Source organism: Paenibacillus sp. FSL R7-269 (assembly GCF_000517865.1).
Classification (GTDB): Bacteria; Bacillota; Bacilli; order Paenibacillales; family Paenibacillaceae; genus Paenibacillus_AQ.
The window spans coordinates 126178-147782 of the sequence record NZ_ASPS01000004.1; the positions used below are offsets into that span (position 1 = coordinate 126178).

Consider the following 21605-nt stretch of genomic DNA (forward strand, 5'->3'; position numbering starts at 1 on the left):
GGGGAGTACAGCCTTATGCTGGAGGTTCAAAAGGTCAGTAAAATCTATGAAGGAAACGTGGCCTACCGGGCCTTGACCGACATTGACTTAACCATCGCAGCCGGAGAATTCGTGGGGATTATGGGACCCTCCGGCAGCGGAAAAACAACGCTCCTGAATATAATTGCCACCGTGGACGTTCCGACTACCGGAAGCATTAGGATCAATCATAAGGACACGGGCAAGCTGGACAAAAATGAGCTGGCAGTCTTCCGCCGCCGCGAGCTGGGCTTTGTCTTTCAGGATTTCAATCTGCTGAATACCCTGACTGTCGAAGAGAATATAGTGCTGCCGCTGACCCTGGATGGGACCCGGGTTAGTGAAATGAAGCAAAAGGCCCGGGACATTGCCGAGAAGCTGGGGATTGGCTCCATTATGAATAAACGCACCTATGAGATCTCCGGCGGACAGGCTCAGCGGACTGCGATCGCCAGAGCCATGATTCATGCTCCGAAGCTGCTGCTGGCCGATGAGCCTACCGGAAATCTCGATTCCAAGGCAGCCAAAGATGTGATGGATCTGCTGGAAACGCTCAACCGGCAGCAGTCCACAACGATGATGCTTGTTACTCATGACGCTGTAGCCGCCAGCTATTGTCACCGCGTGGTATTCATTAAGGACGGCAGGCTCTATACAGAGATCCACCAGGGGGATAACCGCCAGAGCTTTTTCCAGAAAATTATTGATACACTTTCGCTGTTAGGGGGGTATAGCCATGACGTTCCGCCAGTTCGCATTCCGTAACGTCTCCCGGAACAAACGCCTGTACACCGCCTATTTTCTCAGCAGTATGTTTACGGTAATGGTCTTCTTCACCTTCTCCATCTTCGCCTATCATCCGGTACTGAGCGGGGAACATATTCAATCCAGTGCGGCTCTTGCTCTTTCGGTCTCCAAATGGGTGATCTATGTGTTCTCCTTCTTCTTCGTGCTCTACTCCATGAGCGCCTTCCTGCAATCGCGCAAGCGGGAGTTCGGGCTGATGATGATGCATGGCATGACGGTCCGGCAGCTGCGGCGGATGATCTTTCTGGAGAATATGATCGTCGGGTCAGGCGCGACGGTCAGCGGCATTGGACTAGGCCTTATCTTTGCCAAAGGAATTCTGCTTGCCGGGGAGAATGTGCTTGCGCTTAATGAGCCACTGCAATTCTATTTCCCGTTCAAGGCGATGGTGCTGACACTGATCTCCTTCCTGCTACTATTCGTCCTGATCTCCCTGTTCATCTCTACGGTGCTGCGCAGCGGCAAGCTGATCACGCTCATCCATTCAAACCGTCAGCCCAAGCCGGAGCCGAAGGCCTCGCTTCTGCTGTCTTTGCTGGTGGTAACGCTGCTGGGAATCAGCTACTTCCTGTCCCTTCGGGCGAGTGGTCTGAGTGTGGTGTTGTTGCTCGCGCCGGTGGTCATTATGGTGTCGATCGGTACCTATCTGCTATTCACACAGCTCAGTGTGTACCTGATCCGTAAGCTGAAGGCGCGTGAGCAGCTATTCTGGCGCAGAACCAATATGCTGCTGCTCTCTGATCTTTCCTACCGGATGAAGGACAACGCACGTTCCTTTTTCCTGGTCGCCATCATCTCTACCGTATCCTTCAGCGCGATAGGAGCCCTGTACGGATTCCAGTCGATGATAAACGGAGCGCTTACGCAGAAGAACCCTTATCTGTTCACCTATCAGTCCCTGGACGGGGACAGCAAGGCACAGTCCCATATACAGCTAATTGACCAAAGCCTGGGCAAAGCCGGGATTGCTGCCGAAAAAATGAGTCTGAAGCTTAACTATTATAAGGCTGCAGATAGCGTCCAGACACTGGTTCTGGTGAAGCAATCCGAATACAACAGCGTAGCCGGGCTGCTGGGGCTAAATCCCATCCGGCTTACCGCAGGGAAAGCAGCCGTTGTAGATTTCGGCCTGTCCCGCGAGGGGGAAGACATGCTCAATCAGCCGGTCGAGCTGCAGCCAGGAATCGTCATCGAGGCGGATCAGGCTGTCGTATCTTGGGCCGTACGGGGAGTCAGCGGTTATTACGTCGTCCCCGATGAGTGGACCCGCAAGCTTGGACAGCCGCTCAAAGTGAGCCGTTATTATGCATGGCACGGTGCGATTGGACAGCCGGGAGCAGAGAAGGCAGGTGCAAAGCTGACGAATGAGCTTCCCTATGATGAGCAGTATATTTTTTATGCGCTCGAGTATTTAACCTCCAAGACCAATGACAGCTTTGGCCCCGTGATGTTCATCGGTTTTTTTGTCGGAATCGTATTTTTTGTCTCTGCCGGCAGCTTTCTCTATTTCCGGCTGTACAGCGATCTGGATGAGGATAAGCAGAAGTTCAAGGCCATCTCCAAGCTGGGGCTGAGTGACAAAGAGCTGGGCCGGATATTGAACCGCCAGATCAGCCTGCTCTTCTTCGCCCCGATCGTTGTCGCGCTTGTGCATGGAGCCGTTGCCCTTACCGCACTGTCACATATGTTCCAATACTCCATATTCAGGGAGTCCCTGCTTGTGCTGGGCCTGTTCTTCTTCATTCAGGTGATCTACTTCTTCATTGTCCGCCTGTTCTACACGAGGCAGATCCGGTCGGCGCTGGCCGGATAGACGGCCGCGCAAGGCAAAGAAGCCGCCCCGTAAGGGAGCGGCTTCTTGCCGTATCCATGATTTATCTCTAATCGCACCGGTCCGCAGAAGAGCACCCATTCCCCTTATGGCATCACCGAGAACGTGATGTCGTCGAACAGCAGATAGGCGAAGCCGGTGGTGTAGAAGCCCACCTTGCCGGACGGGCGGTGGCCCGGATCGCTGCCGGAGAGCCTTGGTGCGCCGTCTACAAATACGGCGATGTCCCCGCCCTTCGCCGTTACCTTCACCGCATACTCCGTATCCGGCTGCAGGTCATGTCCAGGCAGCACAGTCTCGGTCAGCTTCTGCCAGGCCGTGTCATACAAGATCCAGGCCGAAGATCCATCTGCGCGGGTCCGGTACCCGATACGGGTAGAGCCACTGCTGTCCTGGCGGTCGAAGATGTATAGGATGCCGTTATCCGGCATCACGACGGGCGTCTTCAGCTTGAACTCCAGCTGATAGGCGGTGAAGCTGCGGTCGAGCAGTCCGGTGGCACCGTTCAGCAGCTTATATCTGCGGTTGCCGTCCGAATCAGCGGCAATGCTGCGGTTCGGGTCCACCGGCCAGCCGTTGCCCCCGTTCTCGAAGTCTGTCTCATGCATGATATTGGAAACCGTTACGGCAATATCGGCTGTAATCAGCGGATTGGCCGTTGAGACCACCGTGATCACGGTCTGTCCTTCATATACGGCGCTCACAACGCCCGTACTGTTCACTGTTGCTACAGCCGGGTTAGCAGACTGCCAGGTCACCCCAGTATCCGGCGTATCCGCAGGATCGAAGGAGACTTGCAGTTGCTGCTGCTCCCCTGCGGCCAGACGCACGTTATTCTCTGCCGGAATAATCCCGGCCAGCGTTGTCGTCAGCTCCCTGAACTGAATGTCATCGAAGTGCATCTGGCTGACATTGCTGACATAGAAGCCAACCTTCCCTTCCGCATTATGCCCCGGGTCATTGCCCTTCAGGCGGAACGCTCCGTCCAGATAGACGCTGATATCGCCGCCCTTCACCAGCATGCGGACCGCATATTCCGTATCCGGCTGCAGGTCATGCCCCGGTAGCTTCACTTCCTTTAGCACCGTCCAGGCAGAATTGTACAGCAGCCAGGCGGAGCTTCCGTCCGCGCGGGTCTTATAGCCGATCCGGGTAGAGCCGCTTCCGGCCTGGCGGTCGAAGATATACAGAGTCGCGTTATCGCCCATCACCGCCGGGGTCTTCACCTTGAAACTCAGCTCATAGTCTGAGAAGGATTTGGGGCTAAGGGCGGAGGCTCCGTTCAGAATCTTATACCAGCGGTTCGTGCCAATCTTCTCAATGCTGCGGTTCGCATCCTGCAGCCAGCCGTTCGCGCCGGACTCGAAATCCGTGAAGTCCATCACGCCATCGCCGGCCTCCACATGAACCGTAACCGTCGCACTCAGCAGCGGATTCTCCGCCGAAGCCACCGTGATTACTGTGGTCCCTACCGTCCGGCCGGTCACGGTTCCTGCCCCGTCCACTGCCGCGATAGCAGGATCAGCCGAAGTGAAGGTCAAGGCCGGATTATCCGCATTCCAGGGGAGAACCGCCGTCCGCAGCTTCACCGTTTTCCAGCGGTCTACGGTAATTTCACTGTCATAGACACTGACCCCCTGCACGGGATAGCTGTCCGCACCGGCTGTCGTACCTGCCTTACCGTTAACGCCGATCTCGCCGAACGGAATGTCCGGGAAGCCGGGAATCACATCATATACATCCGCATCCGGCCGCAGCGACAGATCGCCTCCCGCCAGGTCGGTGAAGCCCGGATCACCCGCAGTAACCCAGTTATTAGCATACTGGACCAGGCCGAACTTGTCATAAGCCCCGTACACATTGGTCGTTACACTGCGCGGAACCGACGGGTTGTAGATAACATTGCCCTGAAACGTATTGGTGTCAGGATAATAACGGTTCTCCGTGAAGAAATCCGCCAGCTCGGGATATTTGGCCAGATAAGGCGTTCCGGTGAAATTATTATTCGCCGCGAACAAGGCCTGCCACTTCGGCATATAATTCAGCGGAACCTGATCATCCGGCTCATCGCCCAGGAACATATCCGCATAGTCATACGGAATTTTGCTGTCAATGAAGATATTGTTACGGGTCAGGATATGGGCGCCGCCGTTATTTTTAATAGCGGAATTACCCATCTTGTAAAAGATATTCTCGTCAATAGTCAGACCCATCGTGAAATTGTCCGGGTATACGCCCTCTACACCCGCTTTGCTCTCCCCGATGTTATGGAAGTAATTACGGCGGATTACCGTTCCCCGCTCATGGGGCTGTTCCCCCGCGTTCATATAGATCGCGCCGAGATCCGAGAAGGTCGTGCATACATCATAGATCTCGTTGTATTCCACGTTATGATCATTGCCGAAGATCAGCACGCCGGGATGCGGTGCGTCATGCAGCTCATTGTGCGACATGCGGTTGCCCACGCCGGACAGCAGTACTCCGGGATTATAGGCTTTGTGATAGTAGGCAAAATCGTGAATATGCGAATTCTCCACCCTGTTGTTCCCCGGGGCAAGCGTCGTTTTGTTGCCCCCAGTCAGCGTGACGGCGGTGCCGCCGATATGATGAATATGCGTGCTGACAACGGCGTGATCCGTTCCCGGTGCCCCTTCGAAGTTATTGTAATAGAACCGGCTCTGGGTATTGACCAGCACCCCGCTGTTGGTGAAATTGCGGATCTCGCTGTTCAGAATACGCATTTGCTTGCCGCCCATGAACACCGCTGCGGAATCGCGGCCGTTCTCCAGCACCAGCTCTGAGAAGTCGATGTACGAGGCGTTCAAGGCGTTGATCATTGGACTCTTCAGCATCGTGACTTCAATATCCGGATTCCCGGCAGTAAATTCCGCGTTCGGCAGAAAATACAGCTTCCCGGCCTGGCGGTCAATATAATATTCGCCGGGCATGTCGATCTCCTCCAGCAGATTCTGCGCAAAGTGGAAATCCGGGTACCAGTTTTTGAAGATCCCGCTCATCTCCCCGTAGCGGAGAGTGATGCTTTTGGCAGCCGTATCAATGGAAGCAATCTTGTTGTACGACCATTCCCAGCTATAACCGAAGATCCCGTCCAGCCAGATGTCGTCAGCCTGCGTCCAGTACTGGGGACGGTCATACGTGTAGGTGAAGGTTCCGCCTCGCGTATGCACTTCGCCGTTCGGGTCCTTCCGGGTCGGGCCAGGATCAAGAATCTCATCCATCTGGACCGTGCCTTCATTCGGCCAGCGGGCCAGTGTCATGCCCTGCCCGGCCACGTACAGCTCCATCGGCGGCACCTCGCTCAGATCATTGGCCAGATAATACCCGTGCCGGCTGAGCTCGCCGTAATCGGTAATGCCGAGCGCTCCCAGATCGGCGGCCAGCACCTTCGTTCGCGCCTCCGGGCTGATGATCCGGCTGAGAATGGCCGTGTCGGTAACCGGAACGAAGGCTGACTTGGCGAGTTGGCGGGAGCCGGACAGCGTGACCTCCTCTCCCGGATAAGCCGTATACGTGACGGGCTTGTCAGCTTCGCCGGAGTCCTGTTCACGCAGCTCGAAGCTGGAGGTCCGCTCATACCTTCCTTCCCGCAGATACACGGTGACTCCGCCGTCCGGCAGTCCATCCTCCGCCTTCAGCGTACGGATCGTATCGCGCGCCTTCTCAAGACTCTGGAATGGGGCATTCAGCGTCCCAGAGTTAGAATCGCTTCCATTCGTAGCCACATAAAAAGCCGTCCCGGACGTTCCCCCCTCCGCATAGGCAGGGACTTCAAACGGCAGAAACGGCATCAGCAGCAGACTGGCTGCAAGGGCAGCAAGCAAACTTTTTTTCACCAAGGCTCCTCTTCCTTTCAACGTAGGATGTAGGGGCTTGCGCCAACTTCAGTTTGGCGAAGCCCCCCATGAGCAGCAGGTTTCTCCGGTTTTCCTCAGCCGTGTAGATCTATTCTGTGTCCTTACACCTTACCCTTACTTCTTCAGACCTTTATCCTTAAGGAATTGTTCGAATTGTTTGGTAACTTCCGCCACGTATTTCTCTTCGCCGGCTTCCTTCAGCTTGCCATAGAGCGCAGGCCAGGTTTCTTCAAAATCAAGCGTACCGGTCACCAGTCCCCGCTTATATTCCCCCCACACCGCATTCAGGTTGGCGATTTCGGTATTCACCGGCTCGGAATTGAACTTGAAGGCACCGACCGGATTTACCTCGGAACCGGAATTGATCTTCTTGGTCTCTTCCCACACATTCTCCGGCTGTCCTTCCTTCAGGTAGGAGTTGAATACGCTGCCAAACACCCAGTCCATATTCGGCAGGTAGCGGGAATCCGCTTTGGCCTTAATGTACTCCCCGTCTGCCTTATCATAATGCTCACCGGCAATCCCGTTACAGAGCAGATTGTACAGCTCCTTGTCGGTATTCACCAGATTCAGGAACATCATCGCGCGCTCCGGATTAGGGGCCGTACGGCTGATCGATTGGTTGGTTGTAGCCGAATAACCGTTGGAGAACCAGTCGCTGAGCGGAACGGTGATGACGTCATTGCCGCCGTTTTTGGCCTTCACCTCAGCCTCGACGCCCGGCTTCAGCGTCACGTTGAAATCGACGGCAATCTGGCCTTTGGCGAGGTAATCATTCGCTTTTTCGGTAGCGGCATCCTTGTAAATATAGCCATCCTTATACCACTTGCTGGCCAGCCGGAAATTGTCCAGTTCTTCTTCCGGGTACCGCTGGAGCGTATACGAGGGATCATCTGTCTTAATATAGAAATGGTCATCCAGACCCGGAACTACCCAGTACTTGTCATCATGCGACTGCGGATTGATGAAGGAAGTGCCGAATACGCCAAACGGAATGATATCCTTCTCGTTCTGCTTAATCTGGGCCAGGAATGGCTCGATGTCCGCTATTTTTTTGATGGAAGCGGTATCAAGTTTGTACTTGTCAGCGAAGCGCTTCTGGATGATGAAGCCATACCGGGAGCCGTTGATCTGCTGGTTCGGAATACCGTAGATCTCCCCGTCCACCGAGAGGCCATCCCACATCACCTGCGGCACATCCTTCTTCAGCTCCGGCGCATACTCGTCAAGCAGCTTATCCATCGGCTGAATCGCTCCCTTGCGCACCAGCTCCTCCGGCTTCAGCATATAACCGGTCCAGAGAATGTCGAACTTCTCGCCTGCCGCAAGCACGGTGTTCATCTTCTGCACATAGTCCCCGATTGCTACAGGCATCAGCTTCACGGTGGCGTTGATCTTCGCCTTCGTAATCTTATTCACTTCCTCCTGCACCTTATCCTGGTCTGCCTGCAGCTGCGACAGCGGATAATACCAGGTCAGTTCGACCGGCTTCAGCTCGCCGTCCTTCCCGGATTCCGGTGCCGCGCTCTGCGCAACCCCCGTTCCGCTTCCTTCCGTACCTGTAGCAGCATTGCCATTGCCGCCGTTATTGTTCCCTCCGCAGCCTGACAGCACGGATGCAAGCAGCATTACGGATGCCAATACGCCAACCAGCCCTTTTTTCATGTGAGTGACCTCCTGTACTTAGTACATGTAATTGTATGTTAACCCTTTAGGGAGCCAACCGTAAGCCCTTTGACGAAAAACCGCTGAAAAAACGGGAAGATGACCAGCATCGGTCCGCCGGCCAGTACGGCAATAGCCATCCGCGCGGAGCTGTTTGGGAAGCTGCTCAGGTCAATGCCAAGCTGTCCGGTAAATTCCGAGTTCGTCGTGAGAAACTCAATACTGTTGAGTGTCCGCACCAGCAGCAGCTGCAGCGGTACCTTGTTCGGATCGTCAATGTACAGCATCGCGTTGAACCATTCGTTCCAGTAGGTGAAGGATATCAGCAGACCCAGCGTAGCCAGGGCAGGCGTCGAGAGCGGCAGAATAATCCGGAAGAAAATGCGGAACTCCCGCGCCCCGTCGATTTTGGCCGATTCAATGATCTCCAGCGGAATCTTGGACATGAAGCCCTTCATGACCATAATGTTGAACGGCGACAGCAGAATCGGCAGAATCAGCGCCAGCAGGCTATCCTTCAGATGCAGGTACTGAGTAATGAGAATGTAGGAGGGAACGAGACCCCCGCTGAACAGCATAGTGAAAAAAACATAGAACGTCGTCGCCCGGTTATACCGGTAATCCTGCCTTGAAATCACGTAGGCGGTCATCGCGGTCAGCAGCAGTCCAGCCAGCGCGCCGATGATCGTCACCGTGAACGTAACGCCATAAGCCCGGAGCAGGATATCGGGAGCGTCCAGCAGATAGCGGTAGGCATCCAGACTGAAGGATGAAGGAATGAACTGGTACCCGTTCTCGGTCAATGACTTCTCATCCGTCAGCGAGACAACGATGACCAGCAGGAATGGCAGAATCACCACCAGCGACAGCACGATAAACAGCAGATTAATGAACAGCTTCGAGAATTCAAATTTTTTGCCCACGCTTCGGGCACCTCCTTACCACAGGGAATTATCGGGATCGACCTTGCGCACAATTCCGTTAGCTGTCAGCACCAGCACCAGACCGACAACCGACTGATAGAACCCGGTAGCCGCAGACATACTCACATTGCCGACCTCACGCAGCGCACGGTACACATAAGTATCAATGATATCCGTAGAGCCATAGAGAAAACCGGAGTTATTCGGGATGAAATAATGCAGGCCGAAATCCCCACGGAACATGTTGCCGATCGACAGAATCAGCATAATAATGATGATTGGGGCCATCAGCGGGATCGTGATTTTGAAGGCCATTTGCCGCTTGGTTGCCCCGTCGATCCGCGCCGCCTCGTAATATTCACTGTTAATGCCAATAATGCCGGCAAAATAAATCAGCGTGTTGAACCCCACCACTTTCCACAATTGAACCAGAATCAGAATGACCGGCCAGGGTCCGGGATTCTGGTACCAGCTCACCGGATTTAGCCCGAAGGATTCCAGCGTGCGGTTGATGAAGCCGTCAGAGTGGTTCAAGAAGGCATAAGCCACATAACCCACAAGCACCCATGACAGGAAATGGGGCAGAAACAAGGCCGTCTGATAGAACTTGCTCCACTTGGCCTTAATCTCATTCATCAGAATAGCCAGCAGCAGCGCCGCTGAGGTGCCTATCAGAATATAAGCGGTGTTATACAGGACCGTATTCCTTGTAATCCGCCACGCCGTGTCCGTAGTGAACAAATAACGGAAGTTATCCAGCCCGACCCATTTACTGCCGAAGATCCCGAGATCATACCGGTAATTCTTGAAGGCGATAATCAGACCAATCATCGGAATATACGCGAAAATCAATTTGTACAGCAGTCCCGGCAGCGAGAGCAGGAACAGCTCCCGGTTGCTTTTGAAATGGGCCAGCTCCCTTCGGAGCCAGGATTGTCTGCGCGTGGCCGGCGGCGCTCCTGAACTTGCCTGCTGTTCCGCCAGCGGAACCTTATTCAACATAACCTTGAGCCCCTTCCTTTCCTTCCTTAGCTGCAGCTGTTTGCCTGTGTCCCAGGCTTTGCACGACTAACATAGCGCAGAATCAGGCCGCTGCGTTACTGTACAATTGCAAGAATGCTGTAAAGCCGGGCTGTATTGTTACCAGATTCCTGTCTAGAGGGGGCAGACTTCTGCACGGCACAGCAAAAAGCCCGCCAAATGAACAGTGCTCATGTAGCGGACCCTGCCTTACATATTGGGAAAGTGGAATCATCTGCTGCGGTCAATGGCTGATTTCAGGCGGTAATCCTTCGGCGTGGTGCCATAGCAGCGCTTGAACAGGCGGTAAAAATAACTCTCGTTCCCGAACCCGACCTTCTCCATAATCTCTGTTACGGTGAAATCCTCTTGCTCCAGGTACTTCTTGGCACTGGCCAGCCGGGCGGCGTTGATCTGATCCACCACGCTCGTGCCTTCCTGCGCCTTGAACACCTGGCCCAGATAGACCGGATTCATCTTGAGCATATCGGCAATCCGCTGCACATTCAGGTCAGGATCGGCGTAATGCTTGTCAATAATCTCCTTTACCGTGTCCGCGAGCAGCCGGTTCTTGTCCTCGCGCCCGCTCCTGCGCTGCTCGGCAACTTCCCGCACCACCTCCAGCAGGACCGTCTCCATCTCATCCAGCGTCTCCTTCTCCAGAATCCGGCGGTTGATCGCCTGCAGGTTAAGCGAGACCGGATTGACACTCCGGCTGTTCATCTCGGCAAGCGTCTGGCTCAGAGTCACGGCCAGATGAAGCACCGCTGAATACATATTCTCGTAGCTGAAGCCGCCAAGCAGCGCCCTCCACTTGCGGATCGTCTGCTCGGTCTCTGCCAGATCTCCGCCCTTCAGTCCCTCCGTCAGCTGCCGCTCCAGCTCCTGCGGAATGCGCAGCGCTTCATTCTCTTCATTCGCCCGGAGCATCTCCGGCTCAAGCACAGCACCTTTGCCGTAGATCATCCGGTAATTGGCGTGGCGCTGCGCCAGATTATAATGCGCCGTGATGCTGCGGTAATCCGTGAAGACCTCGCTTAGCGTGACTGTAAAAGTAATATGATAATAGTTGCCGATCGTCTGCTGGAGCTCCCTGAACCGTTCCTCGAGCTTCGCCAGCTCCCCGTCCGCACTCCCGGCAATGAAGACCAGATGCCCGCTCTTCATATCTGCAGCTTCACAGGAGCCCTGAAGGCGCAATAATTCCTGTCCGATGTTGGAGATGGCGAAGTACAGCAGCGATTCCATCGGCAGCCCCGGCTCTGCCGCCAGCCCCTGCAGGTTGTCGATCTGCACGAGCGCCAGCCGGAGAGGGGACGGATAGGCAATATCGATGCCGTGCTGCTCCCTAAGCTGCAGGAAGGACTGCTCATCCAGACTGTGGCTTGAAGCGATCAGGCTGCGGAGCTGATAGAGCTTGGCAATATTGGACTGCGAGGCCCGCTCCAGCTCCAGCCCCTTCAGCTTACTGATCATCTCCGTAAGATTGGCTGCAATGAGCGACAGCTCATCCTTGGCCTGCGGCGCGGCCCGCACATCCCCTGGAACCAGAGTCAGCAGCTGGCCTACCGGTTTATACAGCCGCACCGCGAAGAACACAGATAACAGCACGGCCAGCAGAACGACGGACAGCGTGACCGCGATCTCCGTCCATTTCATCTGCCGGACGCTGCCCAGCACCACATCGTAATCCTGCATGCTGATAATCTGCCAGTTGTTCAGGGCTTTGCTCAGATAAGTCACTTTATATTTCCTGCCGTCATGACTGTAGTTGAAGGAATCCAGCGGCCTGCCCGAAGCGCTGATCCGCGGCAGCAGCTCTCCCTTCAGGTTAAGCCCTTCAGGAACCTGCCCGCCGGTTGCGATCAGCACCTCACCGTCGGTATCGGTCACGAATAACACATCATTCTGCCGTTCCGCCACTTGGTTAAGCGCTTTCATATTATCGAGCATCCATCCCGGCTTTACCGTGAGGATCAGCACATTGTCATTGATTGAACCCAAGGTATCCCCGTCATACAGGAAGAAGGCAAAGACATCAATCCCCCCGCCCTTGCCGTCCAGGTCGAGCGGAATGAGCTGGAGCTTCGGCAGATCTGCCCGGGAATCCATATAGTTCTGCAAGGAGCTGTACAGAAGACTATTGTTAATCTCATGATTCAGCGACGAGAAGAACCGGTGCTGGGCCCCATTATAAAAGACGGCCGCATGCAGGTACGGAGAGGCTGCGACCGTATGATTCAGCCGCTCAATCTTGAGGATGCTCTGCCTGTAATCAGCGCCGGACTTCAGCGCCAGCATCTCCTCGTCATTGTACAGGGAGACCGCCAGATCTTTTACAATCCCGTTCATGTTCTCGATATTGTAATTGATCTGGGTCAGCAGCTTGCGGTCCGCTTCATTCTGGAGGCTGAGCACCTTGCTGCGGGCACCCGAGTTCATCAGCAGCGAAGCTACAGCCAGAATGGCAACAACAAGCATAAAGCTGAGTAGGATCCGCTGCAAGTATTTACGCGAACGGATCGTCTGCAGTACGTTCATGTGATCCCTCTCCCGGCTCTTAAGGTGTCCTTACTATAATCCCGCGCCAAAATACTTGTCAATCTGCAGTTCCGGCTCCCCGCCGGACAATTCCCGGAGCAGCGTCCGTGCGATCACCCGGTGCCCCGGGGTGTCCGGATGGATACCGTCTCCATATCTGTAAGCGGTGTTCTGCGAGCGCTCATGCCGGATCAGCTCCAGCAGCGGCGTACGCAGATCGATCACTTTGTCCGCAGGGCAGCCCCCGGATAGCAACCAGTCCGCATAATGCTCCAGCACCTGATCGTAGTCCTTGTATGGCGCCAGATAACTGAAGTCCGCCGCGTCTGCGGGCTGTAGCTCCCCCTTCATGGACAGGGCATCGAACGGCGGAGGTGTCATGAGTACGATCCCGGCTCCAGCTTCACCGACCCGGGTGCTGAGTGCCAGCATACCCGCCTGATAAGCAGCGAACCGCTCTTCCGAGAAGGGATGATAGATTCCGTCATTCATGCCATAGCAGGCTATAACCATATCAGGAGCAGCCTCCGCCAGCTCTCTGGCCAGCCGCTCATGCACGCAAGGGCGCGGATAGGGATGCGCAGCCTCGCTCAGACCCGAGACCGTCTCGCTGGGTACTCCGGATGGAATCAGCTCGGCGGTCCACTCCGGCCGGTGCATGTTCAGCCATTCCCGGATCAACCGGATATATTGTCCGTCAGCTGTAATGCTGTCCCCAAGGAACAGTATCCGGGGGGCTCTGTTATTCCGTGTGATTCTATCCTTAAGTACATTCCGCATTTTTTGACCTCCTGACCTTGGCACAGGTCTCACTGCCCGGCCGCAGCCAGGCCGGTACACCCGCCACCCTAATGGTAGCGCCGCCCGCGCCTTTGCGCCTTGACGATCCCGACCTTCTTTAGCATAATATGGCCATGACTACCAAAATCCTAGCGCGGGATATCGGCCTTGAGCCGGGTTTTACCTTTAGAATTCAGAAATGCCCGCTGACCCATGATTACTACGTCCACAGCCATGATTTCTCGGAGCTTGTCGTTATTCTGTCAGGACACGCCATTCACATCATTGAAGGGAGAGAGGTGCCGGTTAAGGCCGGACAGGTTTTTCTAATCCACAGCAACGTTTCCCATGGCTACAAGAATGTTGACGGAATTGAATACGTGAACGTGATGTTCCAGCCGGAGCAGCTGCTCCAGCAGTCCGAGCTTAGGCTCCTCCCCGGCTTCCAGGCCTTATTCTATATTGAGCCGTTCTACCGGAAGGAGATGTATTTCAAGGGGATGCTCTCGCTGGAAGCCAGGCAGCTCCGGGAAGCTACCCGGCTGCTGGATGAGATTCTCGAGGAGCATGACCAGCAGCCCGAGGGCTACCGGCTGATGATCCGTACCTACTTCACAGCCTTGGTAGGAATGCTCTCCCGCTATTACCAGAACAGCAGCAGTCATGAGGATAACAAGGCGCTGCGGATCGGGGAGACCGTTACCTACATCGAAGAACACTTCCTGCAGCCGATCACGCTGCAATCAATGGCGGACCGCGCCTATATGTCCACCCGCCAGTTCCTGCGGGTCTTCACCCGTAACTACCAGACCACTCCTATGGATTATGTCATCCGTAAGCGGCTGGATTATTCCTGCACCCTGCTGCGCAGCCCGGGCCTGAGCATCTCGCAGGTGGCGTTGGACAGCGGCTTCCATGACCAGAATTATTACTCCCGCCAGTTCCGCAAGGTATTTAACTGTAGTCCCAGCCAATACCGCGGGCGGATGCTGGGCTCCTGACCGCTGCCCGGGCGGTGCTCAGCCCTCCCCCGGACCGGTAACGGCAGCAGCCTCATCCCGCTGGCGCAGCCGCTGCCGGTAGGCTCCGGGGGTCACTCCGAATCTGGAGCTGAACAGTCGGGTCATATAATTGGGGTCCTGAATGCCTACCCGTTCAGCAACTTCCGAGATGCCCAGTACCGTACCGCCCAGCAGCTTCTTCGCTTCTTCCAGACGCAGGTGCAGCACATACTGCAGCGGCGTGGTGCCGATATGCTGCTTCATGCATCTGGTAATATAATCAGCCTGGAAATGCAGCTCCTCTGCAAGCCCCGCCAGATGGAACGGCTCCCGCCAATGCACCGCCAGATAGGCTGCGGCCGCCCGGGCCAGCCGGACCGCCGGCTCCGGCGGCTGAGCTGTACGCTCACATTCCGCCTGAAGCGCCGCCAGCAGCCCGGCCAGCAGCAGATGAAGCCGCATGGCATTCTCTGCACTAAGCCGGTTATGAAGCTCGTTCATCTCCTGCAGGATCGGCTCCAGCCCCTCCAGATCAACGGCTGCGAACTTCGGCAGATACAGCCGCTGCTGCACCGAAGGCTCCTCATCCTCCACCGTTCCCTTTGCCAGTAGTGTAGACCAAGGGATATCCCCGCGCCGGATATATGCCGGTTCAGGTGCATGAATGAAATGCACCCAGTAGATCTCCGTATCCTCTTCACAGGCACGATATCCGTCATGATTCAATCCAGCCTCAAGCAGCAGCACCATCCCCGGCCCTACCGCATATTCCTTGCCCGCTTCCATCATATAGAGTGTTCCCTGCTTGACCAGCAGCAGATCATATACACCGAAGGTGCGGGCGAAATGCCGGTCGCCAGGTGACCAGACGGCATGCCCCACCGTGACAAACTGCGGCAGCGGCGGAATTGGAAACTCCAGGCATAGCATGATGCCTCCTCCCCTCCAAAGTCGGTTTTGTGCTATTCCAAGTCTATATTAACACTGGCAGATCCCGCATTAAAGAGGTACAGTGACTGGGAATCTTCTTTTCATTCCATTCCATAAGGGGTTGAGTATCCATGCGTTTTCGTCAGGTTCATCTTGATTTCCATACCTCAGAAGCCATTCCCGGCATTGGCCGGGACTTCTCGAGAGCCCAGTTCCAGTCCATGCTGCGTACAGGTCATGTAGACTCTGTCACCGTGTTCTCCAAATGCCATCACGGCTGGGCCTATCATCCTAGTGAAGCCAATGAGATGCACCCCGAGCTCACCTTCGACTTGCTGGGTGAAATGATTGAGGCTGCCCATGAGATCGGAGTCCGTACACCGGTGTATTTATCAGCCGGCCTGGACGAGAAGCTGGCCCGCCGCCACCCGGAATGGCTAATCCGCGACGCCGAGGACCGGACCCGGTGGGTGAAGGATTTCATGACACCGGGTTACCACGAATTCTGTATGAACACGCCTTATCTGGACATCCTGCTGGCCCAGATTCATGAGGCGGCTTCCCGCTACGATGCCGACGGCATCTTCCTGGATATCGTTGGTTGCCGTAAATGCCGCTGCCAATATTGCGTCACCGCTCTGCGGGCTGCGGGCCAGGATCCCCGCGATGAAGCTGCCGTCATCGCCCTCGGTGAGCAGACTTATCTGAATTATGCCCGCCGTGTTCGGGAGACCCTGGATGCCGTGAAGCCCGGCCTTCCTGTCTATCATAACAACGGCCATCAGCAGCGGGGACGCCGTGACCTCGTGCAGGTCAACAGCCATCTGGAGCTGGAGTCCCTGCCCACCGGAGGCTGGGGTTATGATCATTTCCCGTTGTCCGCACGCTATGCCCAGACGCTGGGCATGGAATTCCTCGGCATGACCGGCAAATTCCATACCTCCTGGGGGGAGTTCGGCGGCTATAAGCATCCGAACGCGCTGCGGTTCGAGACTGCGCTTAGCCTGGCCCACGGTGCCAGATGCTCCATCGGTGACCAGCTCCATCCCTCCGGCCTGATGGATGAAGCGACTTACGCCCTGATCGGCGCTGCCTACAGCGAGGTCGAGGCGAAGGAGGAATGGTGCAGCGGGGTCACTGCTGTGGCCGACATTGCCGTCTTATCGCTGGAAGCGGCACGGGAGGCCTGTCCCGGCGGGCAAGCACGCAGAGGGGAGCATAATCTGGCTGACGCCGGAGTGGTCCGGATGCTGACCGAAGGGCATTACCTGTATGATATCGTAGATACATTCAGCGATTTTAGCGCGTACAAGGTGCTGATTCTCCCGGATGAGGTATCTGTATGGCCTGAGCTGGCTGATGCCATAGAGAGCTTCACAGCTGGCGGCGGCAAGGTGCTGGTTACCGGATGCTCGGGATTAAATCTGGCCGGGGATGCATTTGCCCTGGACCTGGGAATCACCTGGCTTGGAGAGAACCCGTACCAGCCCGCGTATTTCAAGCCCTATTTCACTCCAGGTGCGCTATTGCCTGCTTCTTTTGTCATGTACGGCGAAGGCCAGCTAATCGAATTGCAGGAAGGACAAGGAGAGGCGCTCGGACATCTGGAGAACCCTTATTTTAACCGTGACGTCTTCACCTTCTGTTCCCACCAGCACACACCTGGCGCCATGGAGAACAATGGTCCGGGAATGGCCCAGAGCAGGGGCGGAATCTATATTGCCTGGAAAGTATTCAGCGAGTACGCCGAAGCGGGCTCTCTTATTCTGAAGGAGCTGGTGCTGCATGCCCTGTCGCGGCTGCTGCCTCAGCCGTCACTGCGTACGAATCTGCCGGCCCGCGGCATAACGACCCTGCAGTATCAGCAGGCAGAACAGCGTTATGTGAATCATCTGCTCTATGCTGCCCCTTCCCTGAAGGGCCGGATTGAAGTCATTGAGGACCTCGTACCGCTCCATGATATTACAGTCAGCCTGCGGCTCCCGTCTCCCGGACCCGTCCACCGGGTCTACCTGGCCCCGGCCATGACAGAGCTGCCGTTCACGTTCAACCAGGATAGCGAGATTACCTATACCCTTCCTTATCTGGAGAATCACCAGATGGTAGTGGTTGAGCTGGTGTAGATTAGGTCCATTTATAGTAAAATAATAAGAGCTGTACCATTGCCTAGAAATCACATTAGTTGAAGATCTCTATCACCCGAGCAGGAGAAAAGATGGGTCGTAGTCTCCCCTCCCGGATCAGCAGGCGCTACCCTTCTGCTGGCCCGGGCGTCGAAGCCTGAACAGGAGCCCTTTATCGGCAATCAGGCAGGCGGCCGGGTATTTCTTTTTCTGAATACGGACAACTTCTGGAGAGATTATCACAAAATGGGATTGTATAACACAGCAGGCCAGGTCATTGGACTCCAAATGTATCTCGCAGATAGTTATCAAGAATCTGAAGGGGCTCGTGTAACGCCTGGTTTGGAAACTTATGAGTGACCTTATAGCCTACTCTGGGGGGCACTGACAGCGCCAGCTTCTGAAGAACAAATTCTCCCATCCCCATCATATGGACGCCAATCGAAGCAGGCACAATCGTCCATTGTCTGGCATTCGTCAAAAAAGTAGTGATGAGTCCCGCTGAGTCCAGATGTACACGGGACGGACACAGCGGGTCCCACCACTGGTCATGTCTGAATTGAAACTCCCGATTCCAATTGACGAGGACCTCATGCTCTGCCGCCAATTCTTCCATTTCTACCGTATCTCCAGCCTGCCGCCCTGTTACAGCCAAGCGCAACAACACCATTTCTTCAGTGAAAAACGGTTGAACAGTAACGCTAGGCGACACAATTTCCCGTACCACAAACGCCACATCCATCTCACGCCGCTCAATACTATCAAAAGCCTCCTGCGTATGCTGCGTACGAATTTGCAATCGGATGGACGGAGTGTGCTGATTAAGCATTCTATATACCGGAGGCAAGACGAAGTGGCTTATACTTTCGGCAGCGCTTATGGCCAGACTTAACTGCGAACCATTCGCCTTTAAAATTTGAGTTTCCCTCCAGAGCGCCTCCCATCTTTCCGCAATACTAAAAAAGTTCTCCCCTTTTGGGGTCAGGCTGATTTTGGCTGCCCCTTTTCTTCGCTCCACCAATAGGCCGCCCATCCCCTGCTCTAAAGTCTTTAGCCGGTAGCTTACCGTTGCTTGTGACAGGTGCAGCATGTCTGCCGCTTTACTTATACTCCCGGTCCTTACGATAGCTAAAAATGCCTCTATCCCAGGAAAATACATCGAATACCTCCTCAATATATAGAAAATATTAATATAGTTCACAAAACATTTGCGTTTTACAACATTATTCTTTATGTCTAAAATTATCATTAACACAGACAAGGGGTCAAATAACCCACGTTATGAAAAGGTGGTTTAGCCATGAAGATTCTCATCGTTGGTCATTTTAACGAAACTGCACAATTAAAGATTACCGGGTATTTTCCGCAAGACTGGAACGTTGTCATTGTCCCGCCCGGACAAGATATGTTGCATCATATTGAAGATTGCCAGGTCCTCATTCCTGAACATATCCAAGTGGACCCTAGCCTGCTCGCCAGTGCCAAAAAATTAAAATTGGTACAGACAGGTGCAGGCTATGATAATGTCGATATCCCTGCCTGTACAGAGCTCGGCATTTGGGTGGCTAATGCGGCAGGAGTGAATGCACAGGCCGTGGCCGAGCACGTAATGGCACTAATGCTGGCTTATTATAAAAACATACCGTTTCTTGATCATTTCATGAAAAACAGGATGAATGAACATCAGTTGGAGTACACAGGGAGTGAACTAGAGGGCAAAACCATTGGGATTATCGGTCTGGGTGCTATCGGAAAGAAAGTCGCTGCGTTTTGCAGCGCTTTTGATATGAAGGTGCTGGCTTATGCAAGAAAGACCGTAGTACAGGCTGACGATTCGGTGACAATGACGGATCTCGATACTCTTCTAAGCACATCGGACATCGTAAGTGTACATGTTCCCTTGACTGAGCAGACCAAGCATCTGATCAACCAGACGGCATTTCAAAAAATGAAGAGTAGCGCTCTGTTCATCAACACGGCCCGCGGCGGGATTGTTAATCAGACAGACTTGATTGACGCATTAAAAAAAGGTGGGATTTCCGGCGCCTGCCTGGATGTGTATGAATCCGAACCGCTTCCCTTAGATAGTGAGCTCCGCACTCTGGGCAATGTGGTCCTTACTCCCCATACCGCAGGAATGCCTGACGGCCGGAAATTCCACAAAAAAAGATACGATTTCTTTATAGATAATATAAAACGTGTGCAAAACGGGAAAGAGCCTGAAAGCAGGCTCAATCAGTTATTATAAGTTTCGGTGCAATAAAAATACAAAAAAAGGTTTATGACATTGTACGAAATACAATGTCATAAACCTTTTTTAATACCGGCGAGAGGACTCGAACCTCCACGGTTTCCCACTCGATTTTGAGTCGAGCGCGTCTGCCATTCCGCCACGCCGGCTTAATATCATATATATCCACAATGGATAATTAAATTTCAGATGAAGACATTCAATAAAATAATAATGGCGCGCCCTGAGAGATTCGAACTCCCGGCCTTTTGATTCGTAGTCAAACGCTCTATCCAGCTGAGCTAAGGGCGCAAAATATGGAGCGGACGACGGGAATCGAACCCGCGACCCTCGCCTTGGCAAGGCGATGCTCTACCGCTGAGCCACGTCCGCACACGGTATGTATTCAACTGCTTCAATAAAAATGGCGGAACCGACGGGATACTCTTCACTCCGTTACGAGATTGCGAAGTATTCCTTACGATGCCTATGCTTCAACGAACCCAGGGATTTCTCATCCCTTGCGCCATAAAAATGGCGGAACCGACGGGATTCGAACCCGCGATCTCCTGCGTGACAGGCAGGCATGTTAGGCCAACTACACCACGGTTCCAAATATTGCGGGGGCAGGATTTGAACCTGCGGCCTTCGGGTTATGAGCCCGACGAGCTACCGGGCTGCTCCACCCCGCGTCAGTAATAGATATTCTTTTCTGGCTTACAAACTCTGCATGGTGGAGGCTGAGGGGTTCGAACCCCCGACCCTCTGCTTGTAAGGCAGATGCTCTCCCAGCTGAGCTAAGCCTCCATCGAAGAAGCAACTTAATGATCATAACACATTTACATGAGATATACAACCATTAATTTTTCAAAGATGAATGTGGTGACTCGTATGGGATTCGAACCCATGTTACCTCCGTGAAAGGGAGGTGTCTTAACCCCTTGACCAACGAGCCAGATAAGCAAACAATCTTTCGACAACAAAAAGTATTATATCAAATAAAATAGTATAATACAATAGAAATATTATTGCTCTATTCATTACTTACTGGATTCTCCACCAAGGCCATAATAATCTCTGCAACCTCGGAAACTGATTTATGTTCAGTATCTACGTCGTATGCGAAGAGTTTACTCTTGAGCCCCTAAGACATGTCTCCATCTGTAAAGCGGCCCAGGAGTCCTGGCCCTTCACCACGGCTCTCCAATCTCCTGTGTAAGGTCTCAGAGGAAGCAGTCAAGTTAAAATGACGGACATCCCGTCCCTCACTTCTCAGCCTGCCCACAATCTCTATGAAATACTCTTCTTTCACTAGTGTCATAGGTACAATAATGGTTCCGCTATAGCCTGAATCCAGGTATGTCAGCATCGAATAGGTAAAGTCACGCCAGAGCGTATGGTGCTGAAAATCAGCTTCTGACATCTCGGCAGGAATATTGTCCCTGATATAAAAACGGGCATTTTCCGGATCAAATACATACGAATGTGGAATTCTGCGTTGGAGTTCATTTGCTATATGTGTTTTCCCTGATCCAAAGGCACCATTAAGCCAGATAATCAAGCTGGCACCTCCATCATAGACTTTAATGGTAAACACAAACACAAACAAAAAACCACCATTGATAATCAACAGTGGTCTTGAGTGCTTGGCAACGTCCTACTCTCCCAGGACCCTTCGGTCCAAGTACCATCGGCGCTGGAGGGCTTAACGGTCGTGTTCGGGATGGGTACGTGTGGAACCCCTCCGCTATCGCCACCAAACATGCGTCTGTAAAACAGACGCTGCCGCTAGAAATTCGGTTCATCACGAATGTGTGAATGAATTTCGTTGCGTTCAGGAATTGATTCCTGAAAACTGAAT

The 21605-nt window shown here is 54.0% G+C and carries 14 protein-coding genes, 7 tRNA genes, 1 rRNA gene and 1 pseudogene; 6 read left to right on the forward strand and 17 right to left on the reverse strand.

All coding sequences use genetic code 11. The features are described 5' to 3' along the window. Window positions 1-15: 15 nt before the first annotated feature. Together C162_RS01735 and C162_RS01740 are read left to right on the forward strand one after the other, a co-directional pair. The gene (locus tag C162_RS01735; RefSeq protein WP_036690577.1) at window positions 16-783 is read left to right on the forward strand and encodes an ABC transporter ATP-binding protein; all 768 of its coding nucleotides are present in this window, start codon (window positions 16-18) and stop codon (window positions 781-783) included. Continuing rightward, window positions 755-2638, forward strand: coding sequence for an FtsX-like permease family protein (locus C162_RS01740; protein WP_036690579.1), 1884 nt, complete (start codon window positions 755-757; stop codon window positions 2636-2638). Before C162_RS01735 ends, C162_RS01740 begins: the two co-directional genes overlap by 29 nt. Window positions 2639-2742: 104 nt before the next feature. On the opposite strand, the gene C162_RS01745 is transcribed toward C162_RS01740, so the two are convergent. From C162_RS01745 to C162_RS01770, 6 genes are all read right to left on the reverse strand, one after another. Continuing rightward, window positions 2743-6510 carry an Ig-like domain-containing protein gene (locus tag C162_RS01745; protein WP_036690615.1) on the reverse strand — a complete coding sequence of 1256 codons (3768 nt, stop codon included), beginning with the start codon at window positions 6508-6510 and terminating at the stop codon, window positions 2743-2745. 135 nt (window positions 6511-6645) lie between these two features. Next, window positions 6646-8196 (reverse strand): ABC transporter substrate-binding protein, encoded by a 1551-nt coding sequence (locus tag C162_RS01750; protein WP_036690581.1) that lies wholly within the window; start codon window positions 8194-8196, stop codon window positions 6646-6648. A 38-nt stretch (window positions 8197-8234) separates the two neighbouring features. Continuing rightward, window positions 8235-9119 carry a carbohydrate ABC transporter permease gene (locus C162_RS01755; protein WP_036690583.1) on the reverse strand — a complete coding sequence of 295 codons (885 nt, stop codon included), beginning with the start codon at window positions 9117-9119 and terminating at the stop codon, window positions 8235-8237. Window positions 9120-9134: 15 nt separating this feature from the next. After that, window positions 9135-10121, reverse strand: a complete 987-nt coding sequence (locus C162_RS01760; RefSeq protein ID WP_036690585.1) for an ABC transporter permease — start codon at window positions 10119-10121, stop codon at window positions 9135-9137. 249 nt (window positions 10122-10370) lie between these two features. Beyond that, window positions 10371-12680 carry a helix-turn-helix domain-containing protein gene (locus tag C162_RS01765; protein WP_036690586.1) on the reverse strand — a complete coding sequence of 770 codons (2310 nt, stop codon included), beginning with the start codon at window positions 12678-12680 and terminating at the stop codon, window positions 10371-10373. A gap of 33 nt (window positions 12681-12713) precedes the next feature. Next, window positions 12714-13460: an SGNH/GDSL hydrolase family protein gene (locus C162_RS01770; RefSeq protein ID WP_051493139.1), complete on the reverse strand. Its 747-nt coding sequence runs from the start codon at window positions 13458-13460 to the stop codon at window positions 12714-12716. Between the two features lie 134 nt (window positions 13461-13594). On the opposite strand from C162_RS01770, the gene C162_RS01775 reads away from it, so the two are divergent. Continuing rightward, entirely contained in the window at window positions 13595-14461 is an 867-nt protein-coding gene (locus C162_RS01775; protein ID WP_051493140.1) for a helix-turn-helix domain-containing protein, read from the forward strand. Window positions 14462-14479: 18 nt separating this feature from the next. Here C162_RS01775 and C162_RS01780 read toward each other — a convergent pair whose 3' ends face one another. Then, window positions 14480-15391 carry an AraC family transcriptional regulator gene (locus tag C162_RS01780; protein WP_036690588.1) on the reverse strand — a complete coding sequence of 304 codons (912 nt, stop codon included), beginning with the start codon at window positions 15389-15391 and terminating at the stop codon, window positions 14480-14482. A gap of 131 nt (window positions 15392-15522) precedes the next feature. Here C162_RS01780 and C162_RS01785 point away from each other — a divergent pair, with 131 nt between their 5' ends. Both C162_RS01785 and C162_RS35845 read left to right on the forward strand, forming a co-directional pair. Then, the gene (locus C162_RS01785) at window positions 15523-17514 is read left to right on the forward strand and encodes a beta-galactosidase trimerization domain-containing protein (RefSeq protein WP_036690590.1); all 1992 of its coding nucleotides are present in this window, start codon (window positions 15523-15525) and stop codon (window positions 17512-17514) included. 43 nt (window positions 17515-17557) lie between these two features. Continuing rightward, window positions 17558-17763 (forward strand): annotated as a pseudogene (locus tag C162_RS35845) (VOC family protein); the annotation flags it as partial. 25 nt (window positions 17764-17788) lie between these two features. On the opposite strand, the gene C162_RS01790 reads toward C162_RS35845, so the two are convergent. Then, window positions 17789-18673, reverse strand: coding sequence for a LysR family transcriptional regulator (locus tag C162_RS01790; protein WP_036690591.1), 885 nt, complete (start codon window positions 18671-18673; stop codon window positions 17789-17791). Window positions 18674-18814: 141 nt separating this feature from the next. Between C162_RS01790 and C162_RS01795 the strand changes: the two genes are divergently transcribed. Further along, on the forward strand, window positions 18815-19762 hold the full coding sequence (locus tag C162_RS01795; RefSeq protein WP_036690593.1) for an NAD(P)-dependent oxidoreductase: 948 nt from the start codon (window positions 18815-18817) through the stop codon (window positions 19760-19762). Window positions 19763-19835: 73 nt separating this feature from the next. Here C162_RS01795 and C162_RS01800 read toward each other — a convergent pair. The 9 genes from C162_RS01800 to rrf form a co-directional block, all read right to left on the reverse strand. Then, window positions 19836-19914: transfer RNA gene (locus C162_RS01800), tRNA-Leu, on the reverse strand. A gap of 65 nt (window positions 19915-19979) precedes the next feature. Continuing rightward, window positions 19980-20056, reverse strand: a tRNA-Arg gene (locus C162_RS01805). A gap of 6 nt (window positions 20057-20062) precedes the next feature. Next, window positions 20063-20137, reverse strand: a tRNA-Gly gene (locus C162_RS01810). Between the two features lie 142 nt (window positions 20138-20279). Then, window positions 20280-20357 (reverse strand) — tRNA-Asp (locus C162_RS01815). Window positions 20358-20362: 5 nt separating this feature from the next. Beyond that, a tRNA-Met gene (locus C162_RS01820) sits at window positions 20363-20436 on the reverse strand. Window positions 20437-20475: 39 nt separating this feature from the next. Further along, window positions 20476-20551, reverse strand: a tRNA-Val gene (locus C162_RS01825). A gap of 73 nt (window positions 20552-20624) precedes the next feature. Continuing rightward, window positions 20625-20699 (reverse strand) — tRNA-Glu (locus tag C162_RS01830). Between the two features lie 189 nt (window positions 20700-20888). After that, a complete protein-coding gene (locus C162_RS01835; RefSeq protein WP_063828965.1) occupies window positions 20889-21305 on the reverse strand; it encodes an AAA family ATPase in 417 nt (138 codons plus the stop codon). 83 nt (window positions 21306-21388) lie between these two features. Beyond that, window positions 21389-21505 (reverse strand): 5S ribosomal RNA (rrf, locus tag C162_RS01840). Window positions 21506-21605 lie beyond the last annotated feature (100 nt).